A 17,138-nucleotide genomic window follows, 5' to 3' on the forward strand; every position below is an offset into this window, starting at 1 on the left:
TGTTGTTATTACTTTAGCTAACCGCTGCTTCTCTAAGGCCAGTAAACTCGGGCATCAGAGATATAAGTTGCTTGCTGTACTCATGCTGAGGCGAAGTAAACAGAGTTTCCGTATCGGCTACTTCCAGTAAGGTGCCCATTTTCATGACGCCAATACGATCACACATCTGACGAATAACCGGTAAATCATGACTGATAAACAACATCGTCAGATTGAGTTCGTCCTGAAGGTCTTTTAACAGGTTAAGAATCTGTGCCTGAACCGAAACATCCAAAGCAGACGTGGGTTCATCACAGATGAGAAGACGCGGGCGAGTAGCGAGGGCTCTAGCGATAGAAATACGTTGACGTTGACCGCCAGAAAATTCATGTGGATACTTCACGCCAGCCATACGACCTAATCCCACATAGTCCAACAAATCAAATACAACCTGTCGGGTTTGAGATTCATTCTCTGTCAATTTATGGAAACGAATCGGCTCCGCGATGATATCGAAAATTTTCATCCGCGGATTCATTGAAGTATACGGGTTTTGGAATACCATCTGCATCTGGCGACGCATTGGCCGACGTTCTTTTTCTGATGCTAATGCTGTTAAGTCAATACCTTCAAAAGACACTTTGCCTGAGTTGGGTGTATATAAACCAGCGATAACTCGAGCAATTGTCGATTTACCCGAACCGGATTCACCCACTAAGCCAAATGTTTCCCCTTCATTTACGTCAAAGCTGACGTTATTTGACGCCTGAACATACTCACGACGGTTTTCGAACAGAGAGTCCTTAGTAATAAAGCGTAAGTTGACGTTTTCAACGCTCAGCAATGAGCCTTTATATTCGCGTTGATCCTGACTCTTTCCAAGCCAGTGATTCTTAACATCAATCGGTTCCATCTCTCCCGCTTCCTCGATATAGCTAACCAGAGGGAAACGATCGAGTTTAACGTCAGAACGAGGTACTGCGGAGATTAAGCTTCGGGTATACGGATGGTCGGGATCTCCTAACACTTTTTGCGTCGGACCAAATTCAACTAAGTCGCCACGGTACATCACCGCCACGCGATCGGTCACATTAGAAACGACCCCCATATCGTGGGTCACTAACATACAGCCGACGTTATTTTTAACGCACAACTCCCGAATTAGACTGAGTATCTGATCCTGAATCGACACATCCAGTGCCGTTGTTGGTTCATCAGCGATGATCAGATCGGGTTCACCCGCTAAGGCAATCGCAATAACAACTCTCTGACGCATACCACCAGAAAATTGATGAGGGAACTGCTTTAGGCGATTTTCCGGCTGCGGAATTCCCACTTGCTTCATGAGGGACAGCGCTCTTGAATAGGCTTCGCTGTCTGATACCTTCATATTGGCATGAATGGTTTCTTTTATCTGATGCTCGACCGTAAAGAGTGGGTTGAGGGATGTCATTGGGTCTTGGAAAATGAAGCCAATTTTCGAACCTCGAACGCGACGCATTGCTTCCGGCTTCAAACCAGAAATCTTCTCACCATCGAGAAACACCTCTCCTCCAGCAATCGTTCCTGGGGGACTCAATAGATCGATAACCGCATTACCCACTGTTGACTTACCGGCTCCAGATTCACCAACCACACCAACGATTTCACCCCTTTCAATTTCTAGGGTCAAATTCTTAACAGCGGCGAAAACTCCATGACGGGAAGGATATTCAATACGTAGGTTTTTTACTTCTAATAATGACATTTCTATACCTCAGCTGATAATAGTTATTAATCAGCTTGCATCCATGCAAATCAGCATAAAAAACCAATTCACAATTAAATATTACAGTTCGACAAAACTTATTCAAAATACAATATAAGCGTATAAAAAAGCAATTAATGACAATAAACACATATTTATTGAATAATAATTCTGTTTAATAATATATTTAAGGAGAACGACGCTCGTAAATAACTCACCAAAATGAAATCGATAACACAACAAAAAACCAATAAAATTAAAAAAAACAGACAAAAATAAATGAATAATGGTAAGTTAGTAAACTAATAAAAACCATCAATAATAGATTAACAACTTTGTAACAATCGCTTTTATTGGGATAAAAGCCCAATATATTCATAAAAAATAGCAATTAAAACTAATATTTTAAATTATACCAGAACCTAAAACCACCACGATTAATATGGATATAACAGACAAAAATACTGACCAGTGAGTCAATTTAATTTTATCTGCAATCGATGTATCTTTACTTTCTATTCATCAAGCCTAGTCTATCTGTCGCAAAGTAAGCGTAATAAACGTGTTCTAGATCACTAAAAATAGAAAAATTATGAATTCTATTTGGCGAGATTCGAAAATCTGTAAACAAAACACCAGCGAGAAGAATAGAGGAAAGATGAGATCTAGTGATTAAGAATAAGCAAATATCTGCTATTCCGAGCATCAAATAGACATGAACACTGTCATTCAGTGAAGAAATAGACCATACCAAAACGAGAAAAGTTATGACCTACATCGAGACTTTTGCATGATGGTCGGTGAAGAGGGATTCGTACTGGGTGGCATTCCGTACCCGATCCTCTGGTCCCAAACCAGACTCAAAATACACTGCTTTAGAACGAGAAAAGCCCCGACATAACGTCGAGGCTTTCGAATGATGGTCGATGAAGAGGGATTCGTACTGGGCGGCATTCCGCACCCGCTCCTCTGGTCCCAAACCAGACTCAAAATACACTGCTTTAGAACGAGAAAAGCCCCGACATAACGTCGAGGCTTTCGAATGATGGTCGATGAAGAGGGATTCGTACTGGGCGGCATTCCGCACCCGATCCTCTGGTCCCAAATCAGACTCAAAATACACTGCTTTAGAACGAGAAAAGCCCCGACATTACGTCGAGGCTTTCGAATGATGGTCGGTGAAGAGGGATTCGAACCCCCGACCCTCTGGTCCCAAACCAGATGCGCTACCAAACTGCGCTATTCACCGATCTTTTGGTATTAAGCAATCCAGATAATAATCTCTGAGATGGCTATTTTAATTCGTGATACGCTACCAAATGACGTTTTCACTGAATAAATGGGGTGACTAACGAGGCTCGAACTCGCGACAACTGGAATCACAATCCAGGGCTCTACCAACTGAGCTATAGTCACCACTAACTTGTAATGTTACCCGACGAATCCAGTAACTAAAATATGGTCGGTGAAGAGGGATTCGAACCCCCGACCCTCTGGTCCCAAACCAGATGCGCTACCAAACTGCGCTATTCACCGAGAATGGGGTGACTAACGAGGCTCGAACTCGCGACAACTGGAATCACAATCCAGGGCTCTACCAACTGAGCTATAGTCACCACAATTTTACCGATTTTTCCTCCGGAAAATGGCACGCCCGAAAGGATTTGAACCTTCGACCTTTGGCTCCGGAGGCCAACGCTCTATCCAGCTGAGCTACGGGCGCTTCATGCCCTATCGGCGGAGGGGAATGATACGTATATCACCCGATGCCGTCTAGTACTTTTTGCACTTTTTTTATCGTTTGGTGCGTTTTTCATCACTTAAACAACAAAATAGAAAGAGTGAAATAATATCACGTCGCAATAGGTCCCAGATAAGGCGTTGTAAGCTCTGATTTTCTTCGTTATCAAACTTACATGCAACATAGTAACGATTAAAAAGTGTATTACAAGTAGAAAGCCCTAATCTTTTGAATATTCTGTTTATTATTTCTTAAACATTGCTCTCAGATTAGCGATATGAGCCTGACCTTTCGCCATTCTCTCTTCTTGGGTCACCACTTTCTTTTTCTGTTCCCACTCAACGTCATCATAAGGAAGTTCATCCAAAAAACGGCTTTGAGTTGGCTTAAGTAGCTCACCATACTGACGACGCTCTTTGCACATTGTAAACGTTAATTCTCGCTGAGCTCGGGTGATGCCAACATACATCAAACGACGCTCTTCCTCGATATTGTCTTCATCGATACTCGTTTGATGCGGCAAAATGCCTTCTTCCGCTCCAACCAAATACACGTAGGGAAATTCTAGCCCTTTTGAAGCATGCAGCGTCATCAGTTGTACCGCATCAGTTTCCTCATCTTCGCCTCGTTCCATCATGTCACGCAGAGTGAGGCGCTGAACAACTTCTTTCAGCGTCTTTTCTTCCTGATCATAATTATCACCTTCTAAATCGGCGACAATCCATGAGTAGAGATCCGATACGTTTTTCATCCGCATCTCTGCTGCTTTTGGACTGGATGACGTTTCGTACAACCAATCTTCATAATGAATATCACGAACCAGTGAACGAACAGCGTCAACGGTATCACCTCGTTCAGCATTATCAGCAATACTCACTATCCATTGTGTAAATCGACGTAAATTATCGAGTCCTCGTCCTGAAAGATGCTGCTCTAAGCCCAGTTCAAAGCTTGACTCAAACAAGCTTTTTCCCCTCATATTGGCGTAATTTCCCAACTTTTCCAGAGTTGCAGGACCAATTTCACGACGCGGAGTATTTACAATCCGTAAAAAGGCATTGTCATCATCAGGATTAACCAGAACCCTCAGATAAGCCATAATATCTTTTATTTCTGCTCTGGCAAAAAACGACGTTCCTCCCGTTAACTTGTACGGAATTCGGTTCTGTGTCAGAAGCTTTTCTATTAGTCGAGATTGATGATTACCACGATATAATACGGCGTAATCTTTATAATCGGTTCTGTTAAGGAATTTGTGCGCAATAATCTCACCCGCCACTCTCTCCGCTTCATTATCTTCGTTATTCGCTAAAACAACTTTGAGCTTCTCACCTTCCGGAAGCTCCGAGTAAAGAGACTTTTCATAGACGTGGCTATTATTCGCTATCAAGATATTTGCCGCTCTCAGTATACGGCTAGTTGATCGGTAATTTTGTTCTAATTTGATAACACGAAGATTAGGGAAATCTTTACCTAAAAGCACAAGATTTTGGGGATTGGCACCGCGCCAAGAATAAATAGACTGATCATCATCGCCAACAACCGTAAAACGAGCACGCTCACCAACCAAAAGTTTGACCAACTCATACTGGCTGGTATTGGTGTCCTGATATTCATCAACTAAGAGATAACGAATACGATTTTGCCATCGCTGTAATGTCTCTGGCTGACGTTTAAAGAGATGTACTGGCATCAGAATCAAATCATCAAAATCCAGAGCGTTATAGGCGCGCATCTGATTTTGGTATAACTCATAGCAAAACGCGAAAAGTTGCTGTTGTTCACCTTGAGCGATGACTTTTACCTGCTCAGGAGAGAGCAAATCGTTTTTCCAATTCGATATGGTGTGCAGTAACTGACTGAGTAATTCTTTATCGCCATCAAGCTGCTTTTCGGTCAGTTCTTTAAGTAACGCCATCTGATCCTGATCGTCAAAAAGAGAAAAACCCGCTTTGAGATTAAGCGCCTTATACTCTTTACGAATGATATTAAGACCAAGAGTATGAAAGGTAGAAACGATAAGACCACGTGATTCACTTCGACCAAGACTTTGAGCCACCCGCTCTTTCATTTCTCGAGCCGCTTTATTGGTAAACGTCACGGCAGCAATGTTCCGTGCTTTATACCCACATTGCTGAACGAGATAGGCAATCTTATTGGTGATAACCCTTGTCTTACCCGAACCGGCACCAGCTAGCACGAGACAAGGCCCCGAGACATATTTAACCGCTTCATCTTGTCTTTGGTTTAATTTCATCGTGTCAACTTACTTTTCTAACGCTTCGTATACCTCGCACATGATAATACCTACCCCCATTGATTGCTATGAATCTATCGACACTTCCCTTTCTTTGATCTCACCACTTGCTTTTTTTTTCGCCACCACTCAGAATGAATGAACGTTCATTCATTTTTGTAGATTCATGGAAACACAGAAAAACGATAAGTATGACCAAATACTAAGCGCAGCAGAAAAAATGCTGGCAGAAACCGGATTTCAAGGTCTATCCATGCAAAAACTGGCAAATGAAGCGGGTGTCGCAGCAGGAACTATTTATCGTTATTTTTCCGATAAAGATGATTTACTAGAGCAATTACGTCATCGCGTCGTACAAGGCATCGCGGATGCTGTACAAAAAAATGTCAGTGATGACATGCCATTAAAAGAACGGTTTCACACAATGTTGAATAACGTTTGGACATTGGCCAACACCAATACAGCACAGCTCGCAAACCAAGTTCAATACGATGCACTTCCACAAGCCGCTTGTAAACGTGTTTGGGAGTGGGAAAACGAGCGAGAACGCTTTGGCGAAGTAGAGAAATTGTTCGAGCAGGGAAAATCAGAGAAGCTCTTTAAGCCTCTTTCAAACAAGATCCTTGTGGCACTTAGCTTTGAAGTTATTGTTAGCCTGGCTCGCAAGCAGGCTCTGAATATTTATCCCCTTTCAGAAATTGAGCTCAATGCTGCAATTGAAGCTTGTTGGGATGCAATAACGATTCATTAATAGGATAACAAACCGATCTGAGAATATGCGACAGACAATAACGATAAGCTCTCGGATTACAACGTGACTAATAAAGTTGGAGTTTTAATTGATGAAAAAGTGGACCATCGTGATGCTGCTCATTGTAGTGGTACTATTTGGCAGCGTGATCGGATTTAATCTGTTCAAACAAAAGATGATCGCACAGTATTTGGCAAATCAACCTGAACCTTCTTATCCAGTAACAATCCAAAAAATTAACGATCAAGACTGGGTTCCCACAATTCAAACTATTGGCTTTATAGAACCTTATCAAGGGGTAATGCTAACGTCTGAATCAAGCGGTGTGGTAAAAAGTATCAATTTCGATTCCGGGATTGAAGCTCAGAAAGGCCAAGTGTTAGTCACTCTTGATTCGAGTGTTGAGCAAGCCAACCTAAAAAGTACCGAGGCTAAGCTTCCTGCAGCAAAAGCTAAGTATGAACGTTACAAAGATCTCTATAAAAAGCGCTCTCTTTCTAAAGAGTCCTTCGATGAGGCAGAAGCCGCGTATTTTTCTCTTGCAGCCGATATTGAAAGCCTAAAGGCCACTATTAAACGCCGAGTTATTGAAGCTCCCTTCTCTGGCAAAGTCGGTATTCGCAATGTCTATTTAGGTCAGTACCTTCAGCCGGGTACGGATATCGTTCGTTTGGAGGACACCAGTATCATGCGTCTCCAGTTTACCATTCCTCAAACCGATATCTCTAAGGTTCATCTAAAGCAGAAAGTCGATATATCCGTAGACGCCTATCCAAACCAGACTTTTTCAGGCTCTATCACAGCGATCGAACCGGCCGTTAGTGTCAAAAGTGGCCTGATTCAGATTGAAGCGGATATTCCAAATACCGAGGATAAATTGCGCAGTGGTATGTTCGCGAAAGCCAGTATTCAGCTTCCTGTTCAGCATCAGCAAATTATCGTTCCACAAACAGCTATCACGTATACCCTCTATGGCGACAGTGTTTATGTTGTTCATGATGATGGTAAAGAAAAACGAGTCAAACAAGTGATCGTGAAAGTCGGTAAACGTCAAATAGACCAAGCTCATATTCTTTCTGGGCTCTCTTCCGGTGATACGATCGTTATTTCAGGTCAGGTCCGACTGAGTAATGATGCGAAAGTGCACATTGTCGAAAGTGATGCAGCCAATCCACCCGCAGAAATACCGATGCTATAGGTAGGAGGACATATGCGCTTTACGGACTTATTTATCAAGAGACCAGTGCTGGCTGCTTCTATAAGCTTTTTGATTGCGCTACTCGGTATGCAGGCGATTTTTAAACTTCCGGTACGAGAGTACCCGAAGATGACCAATACCGAAGTGACCGTAACAACAAACTACTATGGTGCCAGTGCTGACCTGATCCAAGGCTTTATTACTCAACCATTGGAGCAAGCAATCGCTCAGGCAGATAACATCGATTATATGACTTCTGAATCGGTGCTCGGCAGTTCGACCATTACCATTAAAATGAAACTGAATACCGACCCGAATGCCGCCTTGGCCGATATTCTGGCAAAAACAAACTCGGTTCGATCTCAGCTCCCTAAAGAAGCCGACGATCCGAGTGTCACGATGTCAACGGGTTCTACAACGGCCGTCATGTACATCGGCTTCACGAGTAATGAACTGAACTCCAGTCAAATAACGGACTATCTGCAACGCGTTATTAACCCTCAGCTATTTACTGTTTCAGGCGTATCCAAAGTCGACATGTATGGCGGGGTAAAATATGCACTGCGAGTTTGGCTTGACCCATATAAAATGGCGGCACTCAACCTGACAGCAAAAGATGTCACCAACGTTCTTAGTGCCAATAACTATCAGTCGGCCACAGGACAGGCTACCGGTGAACTCGTGCTTTATAATGGTGATGCTAAGACACAAGTTAGTTCGGTAGATGAGCTTAAAAAACTCGTTGTCAGTCAGGATAATGGCGAAGTTGTTCATTTAGAGAATATCGCCAAGGTCACGTTAGCGAAAAGCCATGATACTTTTCGTGCAACAGCAAATGGAAAAGAAGCGGTTGTGGTGGCGATCAACGCAGCGCCAAGCGCAAACCCAATCGATATTGCCAAAAGTGTTCGCGATATTTTACCCGGAATCGAGAAAAACTTACCTCAAAACGTAAAAATGCAACTTCTGTATGACTCCACTATTGCTATTAACGAGTCTATATATGAGGTTATCAAAACTATTGGTGAGGCTGCATTCATCGTTCTCATCGTAATCACTTTGTTTGTCGGCTCAATCCGCGCAGTCATGATCCCGATAATAACGATTCCACTGTCATTGATTGGTGTGGCTCTCGCAATGCAGGCATTTGGGTTCTCATGGAACCTAATGACTTTACTTGCGATGGTCTTAGCGATTGGGCTTGTGGTTGATGACGCGATAATTGTTTTAGAAAACGTCGACCGGCACGTGAAGCTGGGAGAAAATCCATTTAGGGCAGCGATTATTGGTACCAGAGAAATTGCCAGCCCAGTTATCGCAACTACGCTGGCGTTGGTCGCCGTATACTCCCCAATCGCCCTAACTACGGGTATTACCGGATCTCTGTTTAAAGAGTTTGCTTTGACACTCGCTGGTGCCGTATTGGTTTCTAGTATCATCGCGCTGACGCTTTCACCAATGATGTGTTCAAAAATACTCAAAGACCACGACACTCCAACGCGCTTTGAACTTGCAGTTCACCGGGTATTAGACAGAATCACCGATCGCTATCAACGCATGTTAGGTGCCTTTATGCAAAGAAGGCCCGTCATACTTGTTTTTGCCGTGATTGTGTTTGCCAGTCTACCGGTTCTGTTTAAATTTATTCCGACAGAACTTGCTCCAGCAGAAGATAAAGGGGTCGTGATGCTGATTGCGAATGGTCAGTCGAACGCTAACCTGGATTATCTGCAAAATACGATGAATGAAGTAAATGCGATCTTATCTGATCAACCTGAAGTTCAGATGGCGCAGGTATTTACTGGTATTCCTAAATCTAACCAAGCATTGGGAATAGCAGTGCTAGTGCCATGGAGTCAGCGAGATGCAGGCCAAGCGGATATCACCAAGCGAGTGCAAGATCTGGTAAAAGATATTCCCGCGATGTCGATTTCTGCCTTCCAAATGCCTGAACTTCCAGGTGCAGGTTCAGGTCTACCGATACAGATGGTAATTACCACTCCTAGCAGTTTTGAAAACCTCTTTACCTTGTCATCAGAGATACTAACCAAGGTTAAAAAGAATCCTCAATTTGTGTATTCAACGTTGGATTTGAATTTTGACTCTGCGACGATGCGCATCAATATCGATAAAGAAAAAGCTGGGGCATACGGTGTCTCAATGCAGGATATTGGTTTAACGTTATCGACTATGGTCGCCGATGGTTACATAAACCGAATTGATTTAGGTGGCCGGTCTTACGAAGTGATTCCTCAAGTGGAGCGAAAATATCGCCTGAACCCAGAATCATTAAATCATTACTACGTGAAAGCAATTGACGGAAAAGCGATACCGCTTGGCTCTCTGATCCATATTGATGTTGTGGCAGAGCCGCGCTCCCTACCGCACTTTAACCAGCTTAATTCTGCAACCATTGGGGCAGTACCCGCACCTGGCACTGCCATGGGTGACGCAATTAACTGGTTAGACAAAACGGCGAATGACATTTTACCTACCGGCTATCAACATGATTATATGGGTGAATCACGCCAGTTTGTTACCGAAGGTAATGCTCTATATGGCACATTTGCGTTGGCTTTAGCCATCATCTTCTTGGTATTAGCAATTCAGTTTGAATCACTCAAAGATCCGATTGTCATTATGGTTTCAGTTCCCCTTGCTATCTGCGGAGCACTTATTGTTCTTGCTTGGGGGGCCGCAACTATGAATATCTACTCTCAAGTCGGACTGATCACTTTGATAGGTCTGATCACTAAGCACGGGATTCTTATCTGTGAGGTTGCAAAAGAGCAGCAGCTTAACCATCAAATGAACAGAATCGACGCAGTCATGGAGGCCACCCGCGTCAGGTTACGCCCGATACTGATGACAACAGCATCAATGATTGCTGGTTTGATACCATTGATGTATGCCACTGGAGCAGGTGCAGAACAGCGCTTTAGCATCGGGATTGTGATTGTATCAGGTTTGGCAATCGGGACGTTATTTACGCTGTTTGTGCTGCCAATCATCTATACCTATCTGGCAGAAAAACATAAACCACTACCCGTATTTGTTGAGGAGTCGAAATGAATATGATGAATTACGGTTAAGCAATTTCAATGATTGGAATAATCAAACTCGCTCCAGAGTACTATTTCGGTATAAAATGATTACAAAGATATAGGAGTAGGGATAATTATGTTTGATCCGAAGAAAATAGAGCAGATTGCCAAGCAGATTCATGAATCTATGCCACAACCTGTGAAAGATTTGGGTACTGACGTAGAACAGAAAGTTCGCCAGGTAATTCAAGGACAACTCAATAAATTAGATGTTGTCAGTCGCGAAGAATTTGATGTTCAAACGCAAGTACTGCTAAGAACACGTGAGAAACTCACTCAAATGGAACAGAAGCTCGCGGAAATTGAAAGTAAGTTAGCAAACAAATCGGAAGAATAAAAAAAAGGCTTGGTTAACCAAGCCTTTTTCATTTTGTCGTCGGGGACTATGATTAGTCACCTACTGCGATACGTTTCATGTCAGTCATATAGCCACGTAGCTCTTCACCAATCAGTTCTACTGGGTGAGAACGTAGAGCGTGGTTTACTGCGATAAGAGTTGCGTTGTCTACTTGGTTTGAAGACTCGCCGATACCTTTACCAATTACGTCAGTGCTTACTTTGTCCATGAACTTCTCACGTAGAAGTGGCACAGCAACGTTAGCAAATAGGTAGTTACCGTATTCTGCAGTATCAGAAATAACGATGTTCATTTCGTATAGACGTTTACGAGCAATAGTGTTCGCAATGAGTGGAAGCTCATGCAGAGACTCATAGTATGCAGACTCGTCAATGATACCAGCTTCGGTCATTGCTTCGAATGCAAGCTCAACCCCAGCACGAACCATAGCAATCATAAGGATGCCGTTATCGAAATATTCTTGCTCAGAGATTTTAGCGTTTGTTTCTGGGTAATTTTCAAATGCACTTTCACCCGTTTCTTTACGCCATTTTAGTAGGTTTACATCGTCGTTCGCCCAGTCAGCCATCATTGTGCCTGAGAACTCACCAGAGATGATGTCATCCATGTGTTTGTAGTAAAGAGGAGCCATAAGCTCTTTTAGCTCTTCAGAAAGCTCAAATGCTTTAATTTTAGCTGGGTTAGACAAACGGTCCATCATGTGAGTAATACCACCAAATTTCAGAGCTTCAGTGATAGTTTCCCAACCGTATTGAAGAAGTTTACCTGCATAACCAGCATCAACACCTTCAGCAACCATTTTTTCGTAACATACGATAGAACCAGCTTGTAGCATACCGCAAAGGATAGTTTGCTCACCCATAAGGTCAGATTTAACTTCGGCTACGAACGAAGATTGTAGACATCCAGCGCGGTGACCACCTGTTGCAGCAGCCCAAGCTTTTGCAATTTCAAGACCGTCGCCATTTGGATCGTTTTCTGGGTGAACAGCAACAAGAGTTGGAACACCGAAGCCACGTTTGTATTCTTCACGTACTTCTGTACCAGGACATTTTGGCGCTACCATAACTACAGTGATGTCTTTACGGATCTGCATACCTTCTTCAACGATGTTGAAGCCGTGAGAATAACCAAGAGCTGCACCCTGTTTCATCAGAGGCATTACAGTTTCAACAACGTTAGTGTGTTGCTTGTCTGGAGTAAGGTTAACAACAAGGTCAGCTTGAGGAATAAGATCTTCATAGCTACCAACAACAAAGCCGTTGTCTTTTGCATTTTTGAATGATTTACGCTGCTCATCAATTGCAGACTGACGAAGAGCATAAGAAACATCTAGACCTGAATCACGCATGTTTAGGCCTTGGTTAAGACCTTGCGCACCACAACCAACGATAACGACTTTTTTACCTTTCAGGTATTCTGCTTCGTTAACGAATTCTGCACGTTCCATAAAACGACATTGGCATAGTTGGCCAATTTGCTGGCGTAGGTTTAGAGTGTTGAAATAGTTGTTACCCATGAGGAGATGCTCCTTTGTAAAATTTATCCGTCATGTCGATGCTGTTGATTACATCGGATGGGCTCATACTAAACCAGACATTTAATTGCGGAAAGTGATATATTCACAATTAAGTATTGCGTTTTTTGCAACACAAAGGGGTCATGCGTGAATATCAAAACATTACAATTGTTTCGCCATCTGAGTGACAGTAAAAACTTTACCAAGACGGCCTCGGCGATGCACATGAGTCCTTCTGCACTCAGTCGCCAAATACAGAAACTTGAAGAAGAAATAGGCCATCAGCTTTTTATCCGTGATAACAGACGAGTGGAACTGACACCATCAGGGACGAAGCTCATTCCGGTTGCAATGAAAATGATTACTGATTGGGAACATTATTTAACCGATCTTCAGGATGAAAGCAGTTCCCTGCGAGGTGAAATTCGTTTGTTCTGCTCGGTAACGGCAAGCTATAGTCATTTACCTGAGCTGTTATCCACATTCCGCTCTCACTATCCTTTTATAGAATTTAAACTTCTGACAGGCGATCCAGCACAAGCCATCAATAAGGTACTCGATAACGAAGCTGATATTGCCATCTCTGCTTTACCTGAGTCATTACCGTCCCGGGTGGCATTTCAAACGATCAGTGAGTTACCAATGTCGGTCATCGCTCCTGTCGGTATTTCAAGCTTTACCGATGAGTTGCATAAAGAAAGCCCTGACTGGTCAGCAATCCCCTTTATCGTTCCTGAATCAGGTACCGCGAGAGAACGTGCCAATGCTTGGTTTAAGAAGATGAAATTTAAGCCCAATATATACACACAGATCTCCGGACATGAAGCGATCGTGAGCATGGTCGCTCTAGGATATGGTATTGGCGTTGCACCAGATGTCGTAATCAACAACAGCCCTGTGCGAGACAAGATTCAACGTTTACCAGAAAGTGAGTTGATGAAACCATTTAAGCTGGGTATCTGTTGCAAACGCTCACAGTTAGATGGACCGATAGTCAAAGCACTTTGGAAAGTAATTACGGCGCAGAGAAGTATCGTTCGATAAATAAAAAAGGCCGCTTACCTCACGATAAGCGGCCAAAAACTGGAGCGTCTGACTACTCCAATGTAGGCATATTAAATGAGCTTGCGTGTTGCTCTAGGCGCACGCTAGCAGGCCAACGGCTAGTGACTGTTTTCATTTTTGTATAGAAACGAACGCCGTCGTTACCATGTACGTTTAGAGGACCGAATACTGAGCGTTTCCAGCCGCCAAAGCTGTGGAAAGCCATTGGTACAGGGATTGGAATGTTAATACCAACCATACCAGCCTGTACATTCTCGCTAAATTGACGAGCAGTTTCACCATCACGAGTAAAGATAGCAGTACCATTGCCGTATTCGTGACGATTGATTAGGTCAATTGCAGTATCAAAGTCTTTAACACGAACGATTGCCAGAACAGGACCAAAGATCTCTTCTTTATAGATAGTCATGTCTGGAGATACTTTGTCAAATAAAGTTGGACCCACAAAGTAACCATTTTCAAAACCTTCCACTTTAAGTGAACGGCCATCGATAAGCAGGTCAGCACCTTGTGCAACACCTGAATCGATGTAGTCAATAATTTTCTGTTTATGAACAGAAGAGATCACTGGACCCATATCATTTTCTTTACCATCAACAAGACCAGGACCGATGGTCATCTTATCGACACTAGTTTGTAGCTTGTCAACTAAAGCATCAGCAGTTTCATCGCCAACAACAACCGCTACAGAAAGAGCCATACAACGCTCACCTGCCGCTCCAAATGCTGCGCCGATGATAGCGTTAGTTGCCATATCAAGATCTGCATCAGGCATTAGGATACAGTGGTTTTTTGCACCGCCAAGCGCTTGACAACGTTTGCCATGAGCAGACGCCGTAGAGTAGATATATTCTGCAATAGGAGTCGATCCAACAAAGCTTACCGCTTGTACTCGAGAATCAGTTAAAAGCACATCAACTGCTTCTTTATCACCGTTTACAACGTTGAACACACCTTCTGGAAGACCAGCTTCCTGAAGAAGTTCTGCAAGCATAAGTGAGAGGGATGGATCTTTCTCTGATGGTTTCAATACAAAAGTGTTACCTGTCGCTAGAGCAATAGGGAACATCCACATAGATACCATCGCAGGGAAGTTAAATGGAGTAACGCCAGCACATACACCAAGAGGCTGCATTAGAGAATGGCTATCTACACCAGTACCTACGTTTGCTGAGTGCTCGCCTTTTTGAAGGTGAGGAATACCACATGCAAACTCAACCACTTCTAGACCACGAGTAAGCTCACCAATCGCATCAGAATACACTTTACCGTGCTCTGTTGAGATAGTTTTTGCAAGCTTATCCATATTCGCTTCAATGAGAGATTTAAATTTGAATAGGATACGTGCACGCTTTAGCGGTGACTGCTTTGACCATTTAGGGAAAGCTTTAGAGGCAGCTTCAACAGCAGCTTCTGTTTCACCTTTTGTGCTAAGGACAACCTGACGAATTTGCTCGCCAGTTGCTGGGTTAAATACTGGAGCAAATTTGCCACTTTGGCTTTCTTTAATGCTTCCATTAATGTAATTCTGAATAGTCTCCATCAACGACTCCTAAATATAGACTGACTTTCTACTACGACCTACGGCGTTTTATATTTGTGTTTGTGCTTGGAAGACTCAAAAAACCACTTTGGCAACATCAATACATTGCTCTTTACTAGTAAAGGAATTTTAAGTTTCTTTGCTGAGCGGCTGAACTATACGAAATAAACATTTCATTATCAACTCAAATGAAAGACACAAATCACAATATTGGAATATTAATTTGCAGTTTAACGACAACCTTTAATTGATATGCATCAATGACAATATTCTGTTTTTAGTATAACTAGCACGGCAATTGTGGCTTTCAGAGTTAAATATAGTCGAGTGTGGAGAAACTAATCAGGAAAAAATGAAACAAAAAAGGCAGAATCATGGAATGAATTCTGCCTTTAAAAACTCGGAGAAATGCTTAATGCTTGGTATCGTTCACTTTAAATGCCAAAGAAACGGCCAAAGTTTGAGCAAGACACATAGATGCCGCTTGAGAACGGAAACCATCTACTTCAGCTTCCTTAACATAGAAGCAAATATCGCTCATAGAAGCTAGCGGACTTATCTGGCTGTCGGTAATGATCAGTTGTTTTGCACCAACACGAGAGGCTGCTTCTGTCGCCATAATCGCTTCTTTAGCATAAGGAGTGAAACTCACGGCAACCAAAACATCATCAGCTTCAATCATATTTGCTTGCTCTTTAAACATCCCGCCTAAACCATCAACCAGGAAAACACGTTGATTCAGATGACGAAGAGCATATGTAAGATAGGATGCAACACTAAACGAACGACCTAAACCAATAACATGAATCGATTTCGCCTTCACTAAGATATCAACCGCTTTTGCCAGTTCTTCAGCGGAAATTTGAGCCGCTAGATTTTGCATTGCCTGAGCATTAGCCCGAGAAAATTCGTGGAGGATACTACTAGGCTGGTCAGCAGGTTCGATATCATCATCTAATTCCTTCAAGAGTCTGACACGATCGGTATAACTTGTCGTTTCTTCAAGGAGATTCTTACGAAATAGCTGCTTCATTTCATTAAAGCCGCTAAAACCAAATGCGTTAGCAAAACGAATTAATGTAGAAGGTGGAACACCTGCATTATCTGCGATAACAGCTACGGTATCAAAAGCGGTACTTTGAGCATTGTCTAAAACATACTCAGCGACTTGCTTTAGCCGCTTACTCAATTGTCCATAACGCTCTCGGATCTGATCCTGTAGTTCGGTTAAGTTATTCGCCGTTTGCATGAAGTGTCCCTTGATAATAGTAATACTGTTATTGTGATTAATTTTTTTAATAAGGTGAATTATTCCCCGATTACACTGTTTATACAATAATCCCGTGCTAATTCTTCAATATAGATGCACTTTTCTAACAGATCTAACAAAAAAAGCCGCTGATAAATATCAGCGGCTTCTTTGATAGTGGCGGAGAGATAGGGATTTGAACCCTAGATACGCTATTAACGTATGCCGGTTTTCAAGACCGGTGCTTTCAACCACTCAGCCATCTCTCCATAAATTGTTACTAAGTTCTGTCTTACTCTTACGATGCAAATACCTAGTTTTCGTAATCAATGATGATTACTTAAATAAAAGCCTGGCGATGTCCTACTCTTACATGGGGAGACCCCACACTACCATCGGCGCTAATTCGTTTCACTTCTGAGTTCGGCATGGAATCAGGTGGGTCCAAATCGCTATGGTCGCCAAGCAAATTTGTTAATTCGGAGAGCTGTTTCGTCTCATTTACACAATCAATGTTCTTACATTGAGTCCACAAAACCCTTTGGGTGTTGTATGGTTAAGCCTCACGGGCAATTAGTACAGGTTAGCTCAACGCCTCACAACGCTTACACACCCTGCCTATCAACG

General features: G+C 42.7%; 10 protein-coding genes, 6 tRNA genes and 1 rRNA gene. 5 read left to right on the forward strand and 12 right to left on the reverse strand.

Annotation, left to right across the window (positions count from 1 at the left end; all coding sequences use genetic code 11):
* Positions 1 to 13: 13 nt before the first annotated feature.
* From EES38_RS18050 to rep, 7 genes are all read right to left on the reverse strand, one after another.
* A complete protein-coding gene (locus EES38_RS18050) occupies positions 14 to 1,726 on the reverse strand; it encodes a dipeptide ABC transporter ATP-binding protein (RefSeq protein WP_124938623.1) in 1,713 nt (570 codons plus the stop codon).
* A 1,172-nt stretch (positions 1,727 to 2,898) separates the two neighbouring features.
* A tRNA-Pro gene (locus tag EES38_RS18055) sits at positions 2,899 to 2,975 on the reverse strand.
* Positions 2,976 to 3,066: 91 nt separating this feature from the next.
* Positions 3,067 to 3,142: transfer RNA gene (locus tag EES38_RS18060), tRNA-His, on the reverse strand.
* A 43-nt stretch (positions 3,143 to 3,185) separates the two neighbouring features.
* Positions 3,186 to 3,262 (reverse strand) — tRNA-Pro (locus EES38_RS18065).
* Between the two features lie 4 nt (positions 3,263 to 3,266).
* Positions 3,267 to 3,342, reverse strand: a tRNA-His gene (locus EES38_RS18070).
* Positions 3,343 to 3,372: 30 nt separating this feature from the next.
* A tRNA-Arg gene (locus tag EES38_RS18075) sits at positions 3,373 to 3,449 on the reverse strand.
* 262 nt (positions 3,450 to 3,711) lie between these two features.
* Positions 3,712 to 5,724, reverse strand: a complete 2,013-nt coding sequence (gene rep / locus EES38_RS18080) for a DNA helicase Rep (RefSeq protein ID WP_124938624.1) — start codon at positions 5,722 to 5,724, stop codon at positions 3,712 to 3,714.
* 166 nt (positions 5,725 to 5,890) lie between these two features.
* Here rep and EES38_RS18085 point away from each other — a divergent pair, with 166 nt between their 5' ends.
* The 4 genes from EES38_RS18085 to ubiK all read left to right on the forward strand — a co-directional run bounded on the left by EES38_RS18085 (position 5,891) and on the right by ubiK (position 11,114).
* A complete protein-coding gene (locus EES38_RS18085) occupies positions 5,891 to 6,475 on the forward strand; it encodes a TetR/AcrR family transcriptional regulator (RefSeq protein ID WP_124938625.1) in 585 nt (194 codons plus the stop codon).
* 91 nt (positions 6,476 to 6,566) lie between these two features.
* A complete protein-coding gene (locus EES38_RS18090) occupies positions 6,567 to 7,673 on the forward strand; it encodes an efflux RND transporter periplasmic adaptor subunit (RefSeq protein WP_124938626.1) in 1,107 nt (368 codons plus the stop codon).
* 12 nt (positions 7,674 to 7,685) lie between these two features.
* Positions 7,686 to 10,745: a multidrug efflux RND transporter permease subunit gene (locus EES38_RS18095; protein ID WP_124938627.1), complete on the forward strand. Its 3,060-nt coding sequence runs from the start codon at positions 7,686 to 7,688 to the stop codon at positions 10,743 to 10,745.
* Positions 10,746 to 10,853: 108 nt separating this feature from the next.
* Complete coding sequence (ubiK, locus tag EES38_RS18100) at positions 10,854 to 11,114, forward strand: ubiquinone biosynthesis accessory factor UbiK (RefSeq protein WP_124938628.1); 261 nt, start codon at positions 10,854 to 10,856, stop codon at positions 11,112 to 11,114.
* Between the two features lie 52 nt (positions 11,115 to 11,166).
* Here ubiK and ilvC read toward each other — a convergent pair whose 3' ends face one another.
* Positions 11,167 to 12,654: a ketol-acid reductoisomerase gene (gene ilvC / locus EES38_RS18105; protein WP_124938629.1), complete on the reverse strand. Its 1,488-nt coding sequence runs from the start codon at positions 12,652 to 12,654 to the stop codon at positions 11,167 to 11,169.
* Between the two features lie 147 nt (positions 12,655 to 12,801).
* Between ilvC and ilvY the strand changes: the two genes are divergently transcribed.
* Complete coding sequence (ilvY, locus tag EES38_RS18110) at positions 12,802 to 13,698, forward strand: HTH-type transcriptional activator IlvY (protein ID WP_124938630.1); 897 nt, start codon at positions 12,802 to 12,804, stop codon at positions 13,696 to 13,698.
* 52 nt (positions 13,699 to 13,750) lie between these two features.
* On the opposite strand, the gene EES38_RS18115 is transcribed toward ilvY, so the two are convergent.
* From EES38_RS18115 to rrf, 4 genes are all read right to left on the reverse strand, one after another.
* Positions 13,751 to 15,262, reverse strand: coding sequence for a CoA-acylating methylmalonate-semialdehyde dehydrogenase (locus tag EES38_RS18115; protein WP_124938631.1), 1,512 nt, complete (start codon positions 15,260 to 15,262; stop codon positions 13,751 to 13,753).
* Between the two features lie 412 nt (positions 15,263 to 15,674).
* A complete protein-coding gene (locus tag EES38_RS18120) occupies positions 15,675 to 16,511 on the reverse strand; it encodes a MurR/RpiR family transcriptional regulator (RefSeq protein WP_124938632.1) in 837 nt (278 codons plus the stop codon).
* A gap of 178 nt (positions 16,512 to 16,689) precedes the next feature.
* Positions 16,690 to 16,780, reverse strand: a tRNA-Ser gene (locus tag EES38_RS18125).
* A gap of 81 nt (positions 16,781 to 16,861) precedes the next feature.
* Positions 16,862 to 16,977 (reverse strand): 5S ribosomal RNA (gene rrf, locus EES38_RS18130).
* Between the last annotated feature and the right edge of the window lie 161 nt (positions 16,978 to 17,138).

The organism is Vibrio viridaestus (genome assembly GCF_003856525.1).
GTDB lineage: Bacteria > Pseudomonadota > Gammaproteobacteria > Enterobacterales > Vibrionaceae > Vibrio > Vibrio viridaestus.

Excerpts from the sequence above, each read along its gene's own strand:
- rep (WP_124938624.1), bottom strand. The coding sequence starts at position 5,724 with ATGAAATTAAACCAAAGACAAGATGAAGCGGTTAAATATGTCTCGGGG.
- EES38_RS18095 (WP_124938627.1), top strand. The coding sequence starts at position 7,686 with ATGCGCTTTACGGACTTATTTATCAAGAGACCAGTGCTGGCTGCTTCT.
- EES38_RS18120 (WP_124938632.1), bottom strand. The coding sequence starts at position 16,511 with ATGCAAACGGCGAATAACTTAACCGAACTACAGGATCAGATCCGAGAG.
- EES38_RS18085 (WP_124938625.1), top strand. The coding sequence starts at position 5,891 with ATGGAAACACAGAAAAACGATAAGTATGACCAAATACTAAGCGCAGCA.
- ilvC (WP_124938629.1), bottom strand. The coding sequence starts at position 12,654 with ATGGGTAACAACTATTTCAACACTCTAAACCTACGCCAGCAAATTGGC.
- ubiK (WP_124938628.1), top strand. The coding sequence starts at position 10,854 with ATGTTTGATCCGAAGAAAATAGAGCAGATTGCCAAGCAGATTCATGAA.
- EES38_RS18090 (WP_124938626.1), top strand. The coding sequence starts at position 6,567 with ATGAAAAAGTGGACCATCGTGATGCTGCTCATTGTAGTGGTACTATTT.
- EES38_RS18050 (WP_124938623.1), bottom strand. The coding sequence starts at position 1,726 with ATGTCATTATTAGAAGTAAAAAACCTACGTATTGAATATCCTTCCCGT.
- EES38_RS18115 (WP_124938631.1), bottom strand. The coding sequence starts at position 15,262 with ATGGAGACTATTCAGAATTACATTAATGGAAGCATTAAAGAAAGCCAA.